Origin of the sequence: Pseudactinotalea sp. HY160 (assembly GCF_009372055.1) — a bacterium.
In the GTDB taxonomy this organism is placed as follows: domain Bacteria; phylum Actinomycetota; class Actinomycetes; order Actinomycetales; family Beutenbergiaceae; genus HY158.
In genome coordinates this window covers 1-15,571 of the sequence record NZ_WHMT01000016.1, presented here as the reverse complement: position 1 = coordinate 15,571, position 15,571 = coordinate 1, and the positions used below count along the sequence as shown (strand labels likewise).

The 15,571-nt window shown below is 69.8% G+C and carries 9 protein-coding genes; all 9 read right to left on the bottom strand.

Annotated elements, in window-relative coordinates; translation table 11 throughout:
* Positions 1-96: 96 nt before the first annotated feature.
* Positions 97-6,354 (bottom strand): ThuA domain-containing protein, encoded by a 6,258-nt coding sequence (locus GCG21_RS12840; protein WP_152910091.1) that lies wholly within the window; start codon positions 6,352-6,354, stop codon positions 97-99.
* Between the two features lie 85 nt (positions 6,355-6,439).
* Positions 6,440-7,306: a sugar phosphate isomerase/epimerase gene (locus GCG21_RS12835; RefSeq protein ID WP_152910090.1), complete on the bottom strand. Its 867-nt coding sequence runs from the start codon at positions 7,304-7,306 to the stop codon at positions 6,440-6,442.
* A gap of 240 nt (positions 7,307-7,546) precedes the next feature.
* Complete coding sequence (locus GCG21_RS12830; RefSeq protein ID WP_152910089.1) at positions 7,547-8,788, bottom strand: substrate-binding domain-containing protein; 1,242 nt, start codon at positions 8,786-8,788, stop codon at positions 7,547-7,549.
* Between the two features lie 88 nt (positions 8,789-8,876).
* Positions 8,877-9,914, bottom strand: a complete 1,038-nt coding sequence (locus GCG21_RS12825) for an ABC transporter permease (RefSeq protein WP_152910088.1) — start codon at positions 9,912-9,914, stop codon at positions 8,877-8,879.
* Complete coding sequence (locus GCG21_RS12820; RefSeq protein ID WP_152910087.1) at positions 9,911-11,005, bottom strand: ABC transporter permease; 1,095 nt, start codon at positions 11,003-11,005, stop codon at positions 9,911-9,913. The genes GCG21_RS12825 and GCG21_RS12820 overlap by 4 nt, the downstream gene beginning before the upstream one ends.
* On the bottom strand, positions 11,002-12,510 hold the full coding sequence (locus GCG21_RS12815) for a sugar ABC transporter ATP-binding protein (RefSeq protein ID WP_370517511.1): 1,509 nt from the start codon (positions 12,508-12,510) through the stop codon (positions 11,002-11,004). Before GCG21_RS12815 ends, GCG21_RS12820 begins: the two co-directional genes overlap by 4 nt.
* Positions 12,507-13,646 carry a Gfo/Idh/MocA family protein gene (locus GCG21_RS12810; RefSeq protein WP_152910085.1) on the bottom strand — a complete coding sequence of 380 codons (1,140 nt, stop codon included), beginning with the start codon at positions 13,644-13,646 and terminating at the stop codon, positions 12,507-12,509. Before GCG21_RS12810 ends, GCG21_RS12815 begins: the two co-directional genes overlap by 4 nt.
* Before the next feature lie 300 nt (positions 13,647-13,946).
* A complete protein-coding gene (locus GCG21_RS12805; protein WP_152910084.1) occupies positions 13,947-14,252 on the bottom strand; it encodes a hypothetical protein in 306 nt (101 codons plus the stop codon).
* A 355-nt stretch (positions 14,253-14,607) separates the two neighbouring features.
* Complete coding sequence (locus GCG21_RS12800) at positions 14,608-15,249, bottom strand: hypothetical protein (protein WP_227993797.1); 642 nt, start codon at positions 15,247-15,249, stop codon at positions 14,608-14,610.
* Positions 15,250-15,571: the final 322 nt, after the last annotated feature.

The following is a 15,571-nucleotide window of genomic DNA, read 5'->3' as shown; positions in this document are numbered from 1 at the left end:
ACAACGACCCGGCCACCCGCGGGTGGCCGGCCGGGGCCGGCCCGCCCCCGGGAACACACACCCCCGGGGAACGGACCGACCACCGACCCACTCGACCTACGAGCAGGACACCGCCTCGTAGGCGAGCACCTCCTGCCCATCCAGCCCGTCGCCACCCGTCGCATCGACGGTCAGCTCACCACCATCGATCGCGACCGACCGCGTCGTGAACGCCAGCGACTTCGTCGCACCATCGGCCAGACCCGCAACAGACCTGGTACCGAAGGCCGTCTCCACACTCACATCGAGCGGGGCACCGGCCACATTCGTCACCGACGCCACCAACACCTGCCGACCGGCCACACACCGAGTCGTCACCGACGTCTCCGTCAGCACCTCCGCCGGCGGCTCCGGCTCGTCCGCGGCGATCGAGAACGACAGCTCGCCGTCCTCGCTCACGTTCCCGGCGGCGTCGGTCGCGCGGAAGGCGACCGTGTGGTCGCCCGCCTCCTCGACCGTCACGTCGCCCTCGTAGGCAAGCCATTCGCCGCCGTCGAGGGAGTACTCGACCAGGTCGACGCCCGACCCGTCACCGTCGTCCGCCGACAGGGCCAGCGTCGCCGGCCCGTCGTAGGAGACGAGGTCCGCGCAGTAGATCGGCAGGCCGGGTGCCTGCGACTCGTGGATCATGATCGACAGCGGCTCCTGGCGGGTGAGCCAGTCCGCGCTGCCGAATCCGACGGCCACGCCCTGCGCGTTGGGAACCAACGAGCCCTCCGGGTCGTTCGTGGAGGAGGCCCAGATCTCGTTCGGCGGGGCGTGCACGCCGTCGGGGTCGTTCATGTAGTGCTCCTGAGCGACCTCACAGCTGCCGGCGTGCAGGTGCGACGGGTACGTCTGCCCGGGGATGAGGCCGGCGGCCTGCACCCGGAGCTTGGTACCGGACTCGGACTTCGTCAGGGTCGCGGTGCCGTCGACCTCCAGGCTCGTGGGCCGGCCCGTCGACTCGAAGCCGCCCGTCAGGGTGCCGAGCACGTTGCCCGTCACCGTCGGGGCGGTCTCGTCCACCGGCGGCTCGGTCTCGCCGTCGACCAGTCGGAAGTAGTCGAAGCTGACGGTCGCCGGCTTCGTCTGCTCCGGTCCGATCGCGACGAGCCCGAAGGTGTTCAGGTCACCGGGGTGGGTGACCGGATCCCCGACGGAGGTCCAGTTCTGACCGTCCTCGCTGACCCAGCCCTCGTACGTGTCGCCCGTGCGGGTGAGCCGCAGGTGCCAGGACTGGCTCTCGGGGGTTCCACCGAGATCGATTCCGACGTTGCCGCCGGCGCCGAAGCCGCCGTTCACCTCCGAGACCAACTCGGCCCCGAGGAACAGGCTCTGGCCGGGCTGGTTCTTGGCGACGATGTCGAACTTCACGTACTCGTCGTCACTGCCGTAGGCCAGCAGACCCGCGTACTGCCACCGGTGTTCGAGCGGAGCCTGGAATCGGGTCTCGATCGTCCAGTCCCCCTCCGGCGCACTCTGGAGGATGAAGTTCTCCGGCGAGATCGGGTTGTCGTTGTTCACGTCCCCCGGCTGGGTGGAGATGTGCAGCTTGCCGTCGTGCACGGACAGGTTGTCCGGGTTGTAGCGGACGGTGCTGTCCCAGCGGCAGCCGTCGAGGGCGTCGCCCTCGAACTCGTCGCCGGGCTCACGCTCGCCGGTGTCACCGCTCTCCGGGGTCACCCGGAAGTAGTCGATGTTCGCGACCGTCTCCGGTGTGCCCGTGTCGCCGGCGGCGATGAGGCCGAAGGTCGCATCGGGGTCGTACGAGGGCGCACCGCTCAGGGTGGTGTAGCTCTCACCGTCGAAGGAGTAGGCGGCCTCGAGGCTGTCCCCGTCACTGGTCAGTCGCAGGAACACGGTCTCCGGATCACCGGCGGAGAGCTGGACGTTGTCGGCGTAGTTCGTGCGCGAACCGGAGTCCTCACCCCAGAATTCGATGAACCGGCCGCCGTCCTGACCCTTGGTGAGGGCCAGCTTGCGGTAGTCGTCGTCGCCGGAGTGCACGAGCAGGCCGCTGTACTGCCATTCGTGGGTCTGCTCGATGGTGACCTTCGTGTCGACCTGCCACTCGCCGCCCGGAACGGGCTGCCCGATGTAGCTGATCGGCCCGGTGTTCGAGCCGTCGATGTCGGCACCGGTGACCGGGAGGCGGAGCACGCCGTCGGACACCGTGATCGGCAGGGCCGGGTCGTTGCGCACTGTGGTCCAGCGGGCGGCGTTGAGGGTGCTGCCGCCGAACTCATCGCTCATCGGGCCATCGCACACCGGCACCGGACCGGGCTCCTCCGGATCCGGGAAGTCCGGATCGTCGTCGAACACGAAGTCGGAGAAGACGACCTCGCTCGTCTCGGTGGAGTTGTGCGCCGTGACGAACAGCCCGAGGTCCTGGACGGACGCGGCACCGGGCAGTGCGACCGGGCCGCCGATCGGGGCGAAGGTCTCCCCGTCGGTGCTCCAGTACGCCTGGTAGTCCTCGCCGTTGCGCTCGAGGCGCACCCACGCCGGGTAGCTCGTCGAGCCACCGGAGTCGGAGGCGTTGAGCTGCCCCGAGCCGTCACTCGACCGGAGCCACTCGAAGCCGCCGCTGGGGCGGATGCCGAGCGCACCGTAGCCGGCGGACGCGCCGGGGGCGGTCACGTCGTTGCGCACGAACAGTCCGGCCTTGGCGCTGCCGGCGCTGTTGCCCTGGCTGGCGATCTTCACCGTGGCGGACCAGTCCTCGTCGGCGCCGGCGGGCAGGTAGAGCGAGCTGTACTCGTCGACCCCCTGCCACATGTTGGCGCCGCCGGAGTCGATGACGAAGGATCCGTCCTGGCCCCGGCTGAACTCGCCGCCGACGTTGGAGAACGTGCTGAAGTCGCCGAACGGCGCACCGATCGTGACGGGCACGATCCGCGAGGTGGTCGAGACCCCGTTGTCGTTCGTCGCCACCGCGGTGAGCTGGAAGAAGGACTCCTCCGCCGGCGTCCACGTGGCGCTGTAGGGCGCCTCGGTGTCGACTCCGAGGGACTCCTCGCCGACGAAGAACTCGACCTGGGTGATCGTGTTCTCGGCGTCGCTCGCCTCCGCCGTCACGGTGATCTCACCGAGCTCGAGATCGTCGGTGACGGTCGGAGCGGTGATCGCGACATCGGGCTTGGTCGTGGGCGAGACGCCCTTGCCGTCGGCCTCGATGAAGTTGAGGCGCCGCTCGCCCTCACCGGGGAAGACCGCGACGAGGGTGAAGGACTCACCCGGGTCCTCGATCACGACCGGAACGTCGATGTAGCTCGTCAGGCCGCCGGTCGGGGGAACCTGTGCCGTGGCGAGCAGCTCGCCGTCGGCGCTGTCGCGCCGCAGCTCGATGTCCCCGCCGGTGGCCGAGGCCACTCGCAGCAGCAGGCGGTCGATGCCGACGAGGTTGACCGGCTCGTAGGAGGCCCATGCGCCGTCCTGTCCGCTGATCGAGGTGCCGTGGCCCTCGACGTCGCGGGAGTCGCTCGCCGTCACCCCCTCGGACTCGGCGTAGAACTCCGCCTCACGGGTCTTGGCGAACAGCAGCGACGTGTCCGAGCCGGTGAGGCTGGGGACGTCTCCGGTGCCGCCGGAGTCCTCGTAGCGGGCGTCGAGAACGTAGAACACGTTCATGTCGTCGCTGTGTCCGCCGCCGAGGCTCGTGGCGACCGATCCGGTCCGGCCCGAGGACGCCACGGCCGGGTGGGCGTGGCTGTCGTGGCCGAGGGCGGGCTGCACGATGAGGTTGGAGTCGCTGATCTCGTCCTCGGCGTCGCTCGCGTCGATGTCCCAGCTCACGGTGTCACCGAAGTCGAAGAACGCGCCCGTCGGAGGCAGGTTGAACTGGATCTCCGGGCGGGTGTTGCCGACCGTGATCGGCACCGTGGTCGTACCGGTCTTGCCGAACGGGTCGGTGACCGTCAGCCGCGCGTCGTACACGCCGTTCTCGGTGTAGGTCCACTCCGCGGTGAGATCGGTCGAGTCGACCACCCCGTCGTCGTCGAAGTCCCACTCGTAGAGCAGTTCCTCGTTCTCGGGGTCGCTGCTGTCCGAGCCGTCGAAGGCGACCTCGAGCGGCGCCTGGCCGCTGTCCGGGGTCGCGACGGCGACCGCCGAGGGCGACCGCGAACCGGAGACGTAGTCGATCCGGTGCAGGCCCGAGTCCGGGTTGTGCCGGCCGAAGCCGCCGCCCCAGTCGAGCACGTACATGGAGCCGTCGGGGCCGAACTTCGCCTCGATCGGGGCCATGAACGGCTCGGAGGGCAGGAAGGAGTTGACCTTCTCCAGGCCCGTGCCGTCCTCGGTCAGGAGGAAGGAGTACATCTTGTTCCGGGCCCACTCGAAGAAGAAGGGCTGGCCGTCGAAGTACTCGGGGAACTTGGTGTCGGACTCGCTGTCGGCGTCGTAGTTGTAGAACGGGCCGCCCATCGGGGCCAGGCCGCCGCCCTGCGTGATGATCTCCGGGTGCGAGGCCCGCTGGTAGCCGTACCACATGTCGGCCGGCACGGCCGCCGGGAGCTCGGTCAGGCCGGTGTTGTGGATCGAGTCGTTCACCGGGGCGTCGCAGTCGAAGTAGTCCCCGACCGTGACCGGGCTGGTCGTGTAGTCGACGTCGCGGAATGGCTCGTTGTCGCCCATGCACAGCGGCCACCCGTAGAACCCGGGCTCCTCGATGAGCATCCACTCGGCGATCCCGGCGGGACCGCGGTCGGCGGGGTTGTCGCTGCCGTTGTCCGGGGAGTAGTCGGCCAGGGAGATGTTGCCGGTCTTCTCGTCGATCGCGAACTGGAACGGGTTGCGGAAGCCCATCGCGTAGATCTCGGGCAGCGTCTTGTCGCCCGAGTCCTCGGTCTCCGGGAACATGTTGCCCTCGGGGATCGTGTACGTGCTCCCGAGGCCGGGCTCGGTGCCCGCCGGGATGTCCTGGATCGGGGTGATCCGCAGGATCTTCCCGCGCAGGTCGTTCGTGTTGGCCGAGGTGGCGCGGGCGTCGTGGAACGTGCCCTCCCGCTCGGAGAGCGGGGCGTAGCCGCCGGACGGCTCCGAGTGCGGGTTGACGTCGTCGCCCACCCCGAGGAAGAGGTTGCCGTCGGGGCCGATCTCGACGACGCCGCCGGTGTGACCCGGCTCGTCCGGCTCGCGCCGGGCGGGGACCTCGAGGATCTCGCGCTCACTGGCCGGGTCGATCAGGCCGGTCTCCTGGTCCATCGTGAACCGGGAGAGCACGCTGAAGAAGTTCGCGGGGTCGGAGTTGTCCGGGCTGTTCGGGGAACGGTAGACGTACAGGTGCCCGTTCTCGAGGAAGTCCCGGTCCAGGGCGATGCCGAGGAGGCCGTCCTCACCGCCGGAGTAGACGTCCAGCTCGAGGGCCGTGGTCGTGGTGCGGGAGGCGGGGTCGTAGACCTGCACCTGGCCGCGCACGAGCTCGGTGTAGAAGACCCGGCCGTCGTCGGCCACGTCCATACCGAAGGGCGCCGAGGTGTTCTCGTCGAGCGGGATGCGCTCGTACATGCCCCAGTCGGTGCCGCCGCAGTCGCCCTCGACGAGGCCGGCGGCCCATTCCACGCCGCCGACCATGTGCTGGACCAGGTTCGCCTCCTGGTAGTAGGAGCCCTCGTGGCCCATACCGGTGACCCAGGCGCGCCCGCCGTCGTACTTCTTGCACCAGGTGATCGGGTGGTCGTAGCCCATGGCGTTGCCGCCCGGCGCGTAGGTCGTCTCATCGAGCGTGGCGAGCACGTGCGCCTCACCGCGGACGTTCGTCGCGTAGTTGTACCACTCGTCCTCGCGCTCCCAGCGCTCCGGGAGGTGAGCGGTCGAGGGGTGGGTCCGGTCCTCGACCCGGACCGTGCCGGTCTGGCCGCCGGCGGCGTGGCCGGGCATGGTCGAGCCGACCAGGTCATCCCACCACTTGTAGTCTCCGCGCATGTCGGTGGCGTTGTGGATCGCGACGATCCCGCCGCCGGCCTGCTGGTAGCGCTCCATCGCGGCCTTCTCGTCGGCCGTCCACGGGTCGCCCGAGGCCTGGAACATGACGAGGGCGTCGAACTTCGCGAGGTCCTCGTCGTTGAACACGCTCGAGTCCTCGGTGTGGACCGAGGAGATCCCGACGTCGGCGAAGGCGTCGATGAGCACCGGGGTGCCCTCGTCGATCGCGCTCGTGTGCCGGTACTGCGTGGTCTCGGTGAAGATGAGGACCTGGGGGGTGTCCAGGTCCGGAATGGGCGGGTCCACCGCCGCCGCCGCCGGCAGCGTCGTCAGCAGGGTGACGCCCAGGGCACCGGCGCTGACCGCGACGGCACCCCGTTTCAAACTCTTTCCCAGAGCGTTGAACATCGGGTTCCTTCCAGATGAGAAAGCTCGAACTCGGCGGCGCTCGGCCACCGACACTGGTGGGGCGCGCGCGGCGCCTCGGGCTACGTCACGCGGGGGGCATCACCACCTGGAGGTGGGCGAGACCGTCGACCGCGATGGCGTCCTGGCTCGCTGCGAGCGGGCGCCAGATCGAGGCGGCGGTGGCGATGGTCGCGTTCTCCGCGGTGAAGGACTCGATGCACACCGGCCCGGTGTATTCCGCATCGTCGAGCGCGGCCACGATCTCGGGCCACGGCAGGTGGTCGGCGCCGGGGGCCCCGCGATCATTCGCGCAGACCTGCACGTGCGCGATCCGGGAGCCGGCCCGCCGGATCGCGGCCGGCACGTCGGTCTCCTCGATGTTCATGTGATAGACGTCGAGCAGCAGGCCGACCTCGGGCACGTCCGCCAGCGCCGTGAGCGCCTGGTCGACCGTGTTGATGAGCGAGGTCTCGTAGCGGTTGAGCGGTTCGACGGCGATGCTCACCCCGGCCTCGCGGCCGTGGGCTGCGACCGGCGCGAGGTGGGCGGCCAGCTCGTCGTAGCAGCCGGCGCGTTCGGCCTCGCTCATCCGCCAGGTGCGCCCGACCGAGGCGTAGGCGGGCCCGGCGATGACGGACGCGCCGACGGTGTGGGCGGCGTCGATCACGCCGCGCAGGTAGTCCTGGGTCACTCGCACGGTCGCTGGGTCCGTGGCCACGAGCTCACGGCCCGGCCCCATGACGAGGGTGACGGTCGCGCCCAGGCCGAGGTCGGCCAGCAGCGCCGCGGCCGCGACGGGGTCCCAGTCGCCGAGGTTCTCGACCGGCAGCTCGATGAGGTCGAAGCCCCAGTCCTTGATGGTCGGCGCGAGCCGGCGCAGGGACTCGTCGGTCAGGGGGGAGGTCCACACCCAGGTGTTGACGCCCAGGGCGCGTCGAATACGGGACGGCATCGTCGATCCACTTCGTCGGGGAGAAAGGGCCGCGTGATCGCGGCGGGGAGTCGCGTGCCGGCGGCACGGGGCCGCGTGATCGCGGCGGGAGATCGCGGGGCGCGGCGCGTGCTGCGTGCTGGACGCGCCGCGCCCCACGGATCGGGGTGACTCGGCCGGGTCACCGGGACCGGTCGGCCGAGTCGTCAACCGGTGTCAGGCCGGTGCCGGCCGGTTCCGGCTGGTGTCGGCTGAGTCGGCTCAGCGACCCTGCCAGGCCTCCGGGAAGCCGGGAAGGTCCTCGCCGCCGAACTTGGCGTAGTGGAGCGAGGGCATGTCCGCGTTCCGCTCGAGGTAGTCGCCGAGGTCGTCACCGGTGATCGGGGCCTGCGGGAGCACCCATTCGGCCGGGACCTCCTCGCCGTTCCAGATCATCTCGGCCGCGAGCACCGGGGTGCGCCACTGGAAGTTCGAGTAGCTCATGCCGACGGCGGTCATGCCGGTGTCCTGCCACTTGCGCATGAAGCTCAGCTCGTCCTCACCCACGAAGACGGGGTAGTCGACGCCCATGTCCTCGAAGGCCTCGACGGCCGCGACGGCGCCGTCACCGGCGTCCATCCAGATGCCGTCGACGTCGCCGCGCTGGAGGTACTGCGTGACGATGTCCTTGATCTTGGCGGCGTCGCCCTCGGTGAACTCGACGCCGACGACCTCGAGCTCGCTGTTCGCGAAGATGTCGTTCGCCGCACCCCAGCGGTGCTCGAGCACGTCGACGCCGGGCAGGATGCGCAGCGCGAGCACCTTCGAGCCGGGCTCGAGGTTGTCGACGAGGAACTCCGCACCGGTGGCGCCGTAGGCGTAGCCGCCGATCGGGTGGATGTAGGTGACCGCGCAGTCGGTGTTCACGCCGCGGTCGAAGACGATGACCGGCGCGCCGCTCTCGCAGGCCGCCTCGACGGCCGGGGTGAGGGTGGCGGTCGTCGACGGCGAGATGACGATCGCGTCGCAGTCGCCGTCGGAGATGAAGGACTGGATGTCCGAGATCTGCTTGTTGTCGTCGTCGGCCGCGTCCGCGACGCGGAACTCACCGATGACGCCCTCCTCCTGGAGGACCTTGACCTGCTGCTGCATCGTGGTGAAGCCGGTGACTCGCCACGGGTTCGAGACCGAGGCGTTGGAGAAGCACAGGGTCGCGTCGCCGCCCTCGGTGGCGAACTCGGAGGTGTCGACCATCTCGATCGGCTCGATCATCTGCAGCCACGGCGTGGCCGGGTCGCCCTCGGGCGTCATGTCGCGCTGCGCGAGCTCGGTCTCGTAGTCGGCGCGCACGAAGAACTCGCCCTCGGGCGTGCCGCCCTCGGCGGTGCCGGCGTCGGTCTCGCCGCCCGCGCCCTGAGTCGTCTCGGCGGCCTCCGGCGTCTCGTTCGAGGCATCGGTCGTACAGGCGACGAGCACGAGGCCGAGGCTGAGGAATCCGGCGGTCATTCGAAGCTTATGCTTCATCTTTACCCTCCTTGGTATGAGATGAGAGATGGGTTGGGTTGGTCGAAGGGACGGGTACGGGGAGTCCGGGTGGCGGCGCGAGGTCAGGTCATCCGACTCCCACGGGGCTCGGCTCGGCCGGGGCCTGGGCCGCGACCTTCGTGCGCCGGGTGCGGGACTGATTCGCGGCGAAGGCGACGGCCGCGATGATGATGACCCCCTGGATCAGTGGATTGAGGGTCGAGGGCATCGCCAGCTGCACGAGCAGCCGCTCGAGCAGCTGATAGGTGAGCGCACCGGCGATGGCGCCGACGATCCAGCCGCGACCGCCGCCGAGGAGCACGCCACCGAGCACGACGGCGGTGATCGCCGTGAACTCCATGCCCTGCCCGACCTGGGCGGTGACGCCGGCGAAGCCGCCGATGAGGATGCCCGCGACGGTCGCCATGAGCGAGGAGAGGACGAACGCGCCCGTGCGCACGAGCCAGACCCGCCCGCCGGCGAACGTGGCGGCGGTGTCGTTGTCGCCGGTCACCACGAGCACCTGGCCGTAGGAGGAGCGCATGACGTAGATCCCGATGACCGCGATGACCACCATGATGATCGCCGCGTACGGCAGCTGGCGCAGCACCGGCATCTCGATGCCCATGCGGCCCCACTGCCGGAAGCTCTCCGAGAGGGCGCCCGTGGGGGAACCGCCCGTCCACATCCGGATCGCCCCGTAGAGCATGAGCATCGTGCCGAGCGTCGTGATGAACGACGGGACCCGCAGCAGCGTCGTCGCAAGGCCGTTGACGAGACCGACGACGAGCCCGAAGCCGATCATGAGGGCGATGACGGGCCACGTGCGGCTCTCCTCGCCGTCGATCAGGCGCGCCGCGATGACGACCTGGGCGCCCACGAGGCTGCCGACCGACAGGTCGAACTCCCCGGAGACGATGACGAAGTACTGGCCGATCGCCAGGATGACGAGCGGCGCCGCGGAGCGCAGGAACGCCATGAGCGAGGGCGGCTCGTAGAAGCCCGGGTTGAGGAAGACCATGACGAGCGCGAGGGCGATGAGCACGACGAACACGGGGGCGCTGCCGTTGTGCTTGAGGCGCTCCAGCAGGGCGGGCCTGGGCAGCTGCGTGGGTGCGGCGGTCATGAGCGTCCTCCTTGGGCTGCGCGGGCGGCGGCTCTCCGGCCACGCGAGGTCAGTTCACGGAACCTCGTCCTCGCCTTGTTCGGGTCGATCTGACGGCGGGCGTAGAGCGCGACGGCCGCGATGATGATGACGCCGCGGAGCACGTCGCGGGCGAACGGATCGATCTGCAGCTCGTTGAACACGCTGTCGAGCACGCCGAGGATGAACACGGCGGCGATCGTGCCGCCGATGCCGCCCCGGCCGCCGAGCAGGAGCGTGCCGCCGAGGACGACCGCGGCGATCGAGTCGAGGTCGTAGCCGGCGCTGTAGATCTGCGCCCCCACCCCGGTGCTGAACCGGGCCGCGAGGAGCAGGCCGGCCAGGCCCGCCATGAGCGAGCTGGCCACGTGGGCGAGGATGAGGGTGCGGTCCGTGCGGATGCCGGACAGGCGCGCGACGTCGATGTTCCCGCCGACGGCGAACATGCTGTGGCCGGTGCGCGTGCGCTGCAGCACGATGATCCCGACGACGGCGATGACGAGCATGATGATCGTCGAGAGCGGCAGGATGCCGATGCGCGTGTAGCCGAACGCCACGAACGAGTTCGGCACGGCGCCGGACGGGCCGGGGTACTGGGTGTCGAGGAAGCCCTTGATCATGAGGCCGGCGCCGAGGGTGGTGATGAAGGCGTGGACTCCGAGCTTCGTGGTGACCACGCCGTTGAAGAACCCGACGGCGGCGGAGACGGCGAGCGCCGCGACGATCCCGAGGACGACCCGGGACTCCTGTCCGTTCATGACGACGGCCGCGACGATGCTCGACAGCGCGGCGACGTAGCCGACCGAGAGGTCGAGCGAGCGGCACAGGATGACGAACGTCTGCCCGATGGCGATGAAGCCGAGCAGGCTCGATCGGGTGAGGATGTCGACGATCGACCCGCCGCTGAAGAGGTTCTCGCCCTCGGTGGCGAGCAGCACGGCGCCGACGGCGACGACGATGACGAGGGCGACGTAGATGAGCGGGAACGAGCGCAGCCTCGACTGCAGGGAGGCGCTCCCGGTGCCCGTTCGGGACGCCGGCGCGGCGGCGCGCGATTCGGTCGGGGCGGTCATGCGAGTTCCTCGATTGCGTCGGTGCGGATGGCCAGGGCCATGACTTCCTCCTCGTCGGCGCCACCGGGCAGTTCGCCGCTGATCTCGCCGTCGTTGAGCACGATGATGCGGTCGGCCATGCCGATGACCTCGGGCAGTTCCGAGGAGATGAGCACGATCGCCACCCCCCGGGCCGCCAGGTCGCGCATGAGTTCGTACACCGCGTGCTTGGCGCCGACGTCGATGCCGCGGGTGGGCTCGTCCATGATGATGACGCCGGGGTCGGTCAGCAGCCACTTGGCGAGGACGACCTTCTGCTGGTTGCCGCCGGAGAGGAACCGGACCTCGTGGCCGCCGCTGCGGGCGGCGAGTTCGAGCGACGAGAGGACCCCGGGGGCACGGCGGGCGCCGGCCTTGGCCTTGCGCGGCATGACGGCGTCGAGCACGAGCCGGACGTTGGCCGCGACCGACTGGTTGAGGGCGAGCCCCTCGGCCTTGCGGTCCTCGGTCACGAGGGCGAGCCCGGCGCGGACGGCGTCGCGCGGACTGCGCGGGTCGATGCGGGTGCCGTCGACGGCGATCTCGCCGGTCACGAACCGCTCGACGCCGAAGATCCCGTGGGCGATCTCGGTGCGGCCACTGCCCTGCAGGCCCGCGAGGGCCACGATCTCGCCGCCGTGGACGTCGAAGTCGATGCCGCGGACCATCCCGTTGCCGGCGCCGCGCACGCTCAGGCGGACGTCACCGACACTCGTGCCCTCGCGCTTCTCCGGGAACATCGCGCTCATCGAGCGGCCCACCATCTTGCGCACGAGTTCGTCGGTGGTGATGTCGGCCGCGTCGACCGAGTCGACCAGGGCGCCGTCCTTGAGGATGGTGATGCGGTCGCAGAGGTCGAAGATCTCCTTGAGCCGGTGGGAGACGTAGAGCACGGCCACCCCGCGCTCCTGCAACCGGTGCACGAGGCCGTAGAGGAGCTCGACCTCGTGGTCGGCGAGCGCGGCGGTCGGCTCGTCCATCGAGATGATGCGGGCGTCGAAGCTCATCGCCTTGACGATCTCGACGACCTGCTGCTCGGCGACGGAGAGGCTGCGCACCCTCGTGTGGGCGGAGATGCCGTCGATGCCCAGGTCGTCGAACAGGGCGGTCGTCTCGCGCACCATCCGCGCCCGGTCGACCAGGCCGTGCTTACGGGGCTCGCGGCCCAGGTAGACGTTCTCGGCCACGGTGCGCTCGGGGAGCAGGTTGAACTCCTGGAAGACCGTGGTCACCCCGGCGGCCTGAGCCTCGAGGGGATGGGAGAAGGCGACCTCGCGGCCGTCGAGGGTGATCGTGCCGCCGTCGGCCTGGTGGACCCCCGCGAGGATCTTCATGACCGTGGACTTGCCGGCGCCGTTCTCGCCGACGAGGGCATGCACCTCACCGGCGCGGACCTCGAGGTCGATGCCGTGCAGGACCTCGACGCCGAAGAACGACTTCGTGATCCCGCTCATTCGGAGCAACGGCGCCCCTGTCGTCTTCGTCACCGGTCGACCTCCACCCATGTCTGTGATGCCGCGGACCGAACGACCGCGTCGGCGAGCCGGGCGGCCCGGAGGCCGTCGGCGAAGGTCGGCAGTCCGTCCGGCGCCTCGCCCGCGATCGCGCTCGCGGTGTCCGCGACGAAGCCCGCGAAGCACTCCTGGTACCCCTGTGGGTGCCCGGCGGGGACCGTGGTGTAGCGGGCGGCGGCCGGGGAGAGCGTCTCGGGGTCGCGGACGAGGAGCTGGGAGCCCTCGCGCCGGCCGACCCACAGCTTCTCCGACTCCTCCTGGTCGAAGGCCAGGGTCGACTCGGTGCCCGAGACCTCGAGCAGCAGCCGGTTCTTCCGGCCGGGCGAGACCTGGGAGATGGTCGCGGTGCCGAGCACGCCGCCCCGGGTCTCGAACTGCATGACCACGAGGTCCTCGGTGTCCACCGCGTGCCGGGAGTCGACGCCACGGGTCGCATTCACGGTGCTGCTCCGGGCGCTCAGCGAGGTGATCGTGTCGCCGCTGACGAATTCGAGCAGGTCGCACCAGTGGGAGCCGATGTCACCGAACGCGCGCGTCTGGCCGCCCTGGCGCGCATCCACCCGCCAGTTGTCGTCCGTGGCGGCGCAGAGCCAGTCCTGCAGGTAGGCGCCGTGGGCGAGCAGCAGCCGACCGAGCTCGCCGCGGCGCACCCGGTCGCGGGCCTCGCGGACCATCGGGTGGAACCGGTAGACGAAGGGGACGGTGCCGACGGCGCCGGTCTGTTCGATGGCCTGCCACATGTCGTGGGCATCGCCGGGGTTCGTGGCGAGCGGCTTCTCGCACACGATGTGCTTGCCGGCCTCGATGGCGCGCATGACGAGCGGGTGGTGCAGGTAGTTGGGGGTGCACACGTGCACGACGTCCACGTCGTCTGCACTGAGCAGCTCGTCGACGTTCGCGATCGTGCGGGTCGCCAGGAGCGCCTCGCTCGCCTCGGCGGAGCGCTCGGGATCGGACGCGACGACGCCGACCACCTCGCCCCCGTTGACACGGATCGCACGAGCATGGACACCGCCCATGAACCCGGCGCCGATGATCCCGGCCCGGTATGTGGTCGTTGCCGCGACAGCGCGCGCGCTCTGGTCGACAGTGACGTCAGTTACAGCCATGTGGGAGACCGTAGGGGAACTTCTAGAACCTGTCAACCAAAAGTGCGGTTGGCGCGGCGAGACATCTGTGAAGCGGCACGGTTTGGCGGTCGTCGAACCGACGGAAACGTGAGCAACCGTGCCACTTTCATCGACGAAAGCGGCAACGCGCGGCGTCACGCCAGGGACGGCGCCCGACCCCCGGACGCCGTCCCACGGCCTGCCGACCTGGGGCCGGCCGCGCCCGGCAGGCCGCAGTCGGGCTCAGCAGGCCTCAGCAGGCCTCAGTCGGGCTGAGCAGGCCTCTCTGCTCAGCTCAGCTCACCTGCTGCGTGCGCGCCGGCGGACGGCGAGGTACACCACGACGCCGACGGCGACGAGTGCGATCGCCGCGATGAGCAGGGGTTCGCCGAGGTCGAATCCGGTCGTCGACAACGCCCCGTCATCGCTGGGCGACGCGCTCGACGTCGGACCCTCCGGCGAGGTGGGCCCCTCCGTCGAGGTCGGCCCGCCGGTCGGTGTCGCCGTCGGTGTCGCCGTCTCGGTCGGCGCCTCGGTCGGCGTCTCGGTCGGAGCCTCGGTCGAGGTGATCTCCACGTCGACGTGCACGCCACTGTCGGCGTCCATGGTCTCGCTCGACGCGCCGTTGGTCGAGGCCCCCATGACCGAAAGAGCCGCAATGCCACCCGCAAAGAATCGGGCCGAAATACTATTCCAGCGTCGGTTACGCGCCATTAGTCCATGCTCCTGTCGTCGTGCCCTCATGCCCTCGAGATGCGTTCTGTAGCCCATACCCCCGGGCCCGCTCCGAGCATAGCGGCGATCTGCATCGATATCGAATTGCATTACCCGTCCAACGGTGCTCGGTAACGCACGGGCGAACCGTGACCGGGTCCTGCGAACAGGACCCGGTCACGGTCACTCGACGGATTCCGAGCACCGGAGCCGCTCCGTCCGGTCGGCGTGCTCGATCAGGGTCGGGTCACTGTCCGTCTTCGAAGAGCGAGAGGGTCAGCACCGAGGAATAGCTGCCCGGGGCCACATCGGTCTCGGTACGCAGCACCAGGTCCGCATTCGCCGTCCAGCTGCCGTTCTCCGCCTGCGCCTCCTGGGAGTCGAGCGTCAGCAGGAACAACTCCTCACCCGCCAACCCGGGACCCTCGCCGACCGCGTCGAGCACGGTACCGACCTCCTGACCCTCACCCACGGCCCCGCTCGAACTCTCGGTCACCATCGCCGGCGTCCACCCCAGGTGCTCCGGACCGATCGGGGCCTGCCCCGCATCACCCACGAAGTCACTCGCCTGACCCACCACATACCAGTACACGCCCTCGGGCGCGTCACTGCGATCATCGGTCACGGTCACATTCGGCAACTCGCCCGTGAACTGACGGAACTCCTCGGTCGACCCGTCCTCGACCAGCGTCGACTGAGTGCCGTCGACCGTCATCGTCAACGCACCCACCGACTCGATCTCGACACCGATCTCGACCGCACTGGTGTCCTCGGCATCCGGATGCGCGGCCATCGCCGCCGTCCCCACACCCACGAGCATCACACCACCGACCGCACCGACCACGGCACGCCCGACCACACCGCGCTGAACCACACTGCGCTTGACCATCTTCTTCTCCCATTCCGGCTCAACACCGAACCGATCGATACGACACAGGCCCACCGGGCCCGCGAACCACACATCACAACAACGACCCGGCCACCCGCGAGTGGCCGGCCGGGGCCGGCCCGCCCCCGGGAACACACACCCCCGGGGAACGGACCGACCACCGACCCACTCGACCTACGAGCAGGACACCGCCTCGTAGGCGAGCACCTCCTGCCCATCCAGCCCGTCGCCACCCGTCGCATCGACGGTCAGCTCACCACCATCGATCGCGACCGACCGCGTCGTGAACGCCAGCGACTTCGTCGCACCATCGGCCAGACCC

What these genes read in the sequence shown, in the direction of transcription:
- GCG21_RS12840 (WP_152910091.1), bottom strand. Translation starts at nt 6,354, where the DNA reads ATGTTCAACGCTCTGGGAAAGAGTTTGAAACGGGGTGCCGTCGCGGTC.
- GCG21_RS12835 (WP_152910090.1), bottom strand. Translation starts at nt 7,306, where the DNA reads ATGCCGTCCCGTATTCGACGCGCCCTGGGCGTCAACACCTGGGTGTGG.
- GCG21_RS12830 (WP_152910089.1), bottom strand. Translation starts at nt 8,788, where the DNA reads ATGAAGCATAAGCTTCGAATGACCGCCGGATTCCTCAGCCTCGGCCTC.
- GCG21_RS12825 (WP_152910088.1), bottom strand. Translation starts at nt 9,914, where the DNA reads ATGACCGCCGCACCCACGCAGCTGCCCAGGCCCGCCCTGCTGGAGCGC.
- GCG21_RS12820 (WP_152910087.1), bottom strand. Translation starts at nt 11,005, where the DNA reads ATGACCGCCCCGACCGAATCGCGCGCCGCCGCGCCGGCGTCCCGAACG.
- GCG21_RS12810 (WP_152910085.1), bottom strand. Translation starts at nt 13,646, where the DNA reads ATGGCTGTAACTGACGTCACTGTCGACCAGAGCGCGCGCGCTGTCGCG.
- GCG21_RS12805 (WP_152910084.1), bottom strand. Translation starts at nt 14,252, where the DNA reads ATGGACGCCGACAGTGGCGTGCACGTCGACGTGGAGATCACCTCGACC.
- GCG21_RS12800 (WP_227993797.1), bottom strand. Translation starts at nt 15,249, where the DNA reads ATGGTCAAGCGCAGTGTGGTTCAGCGCGGTGTGGTCGGGCGTGCCGTG.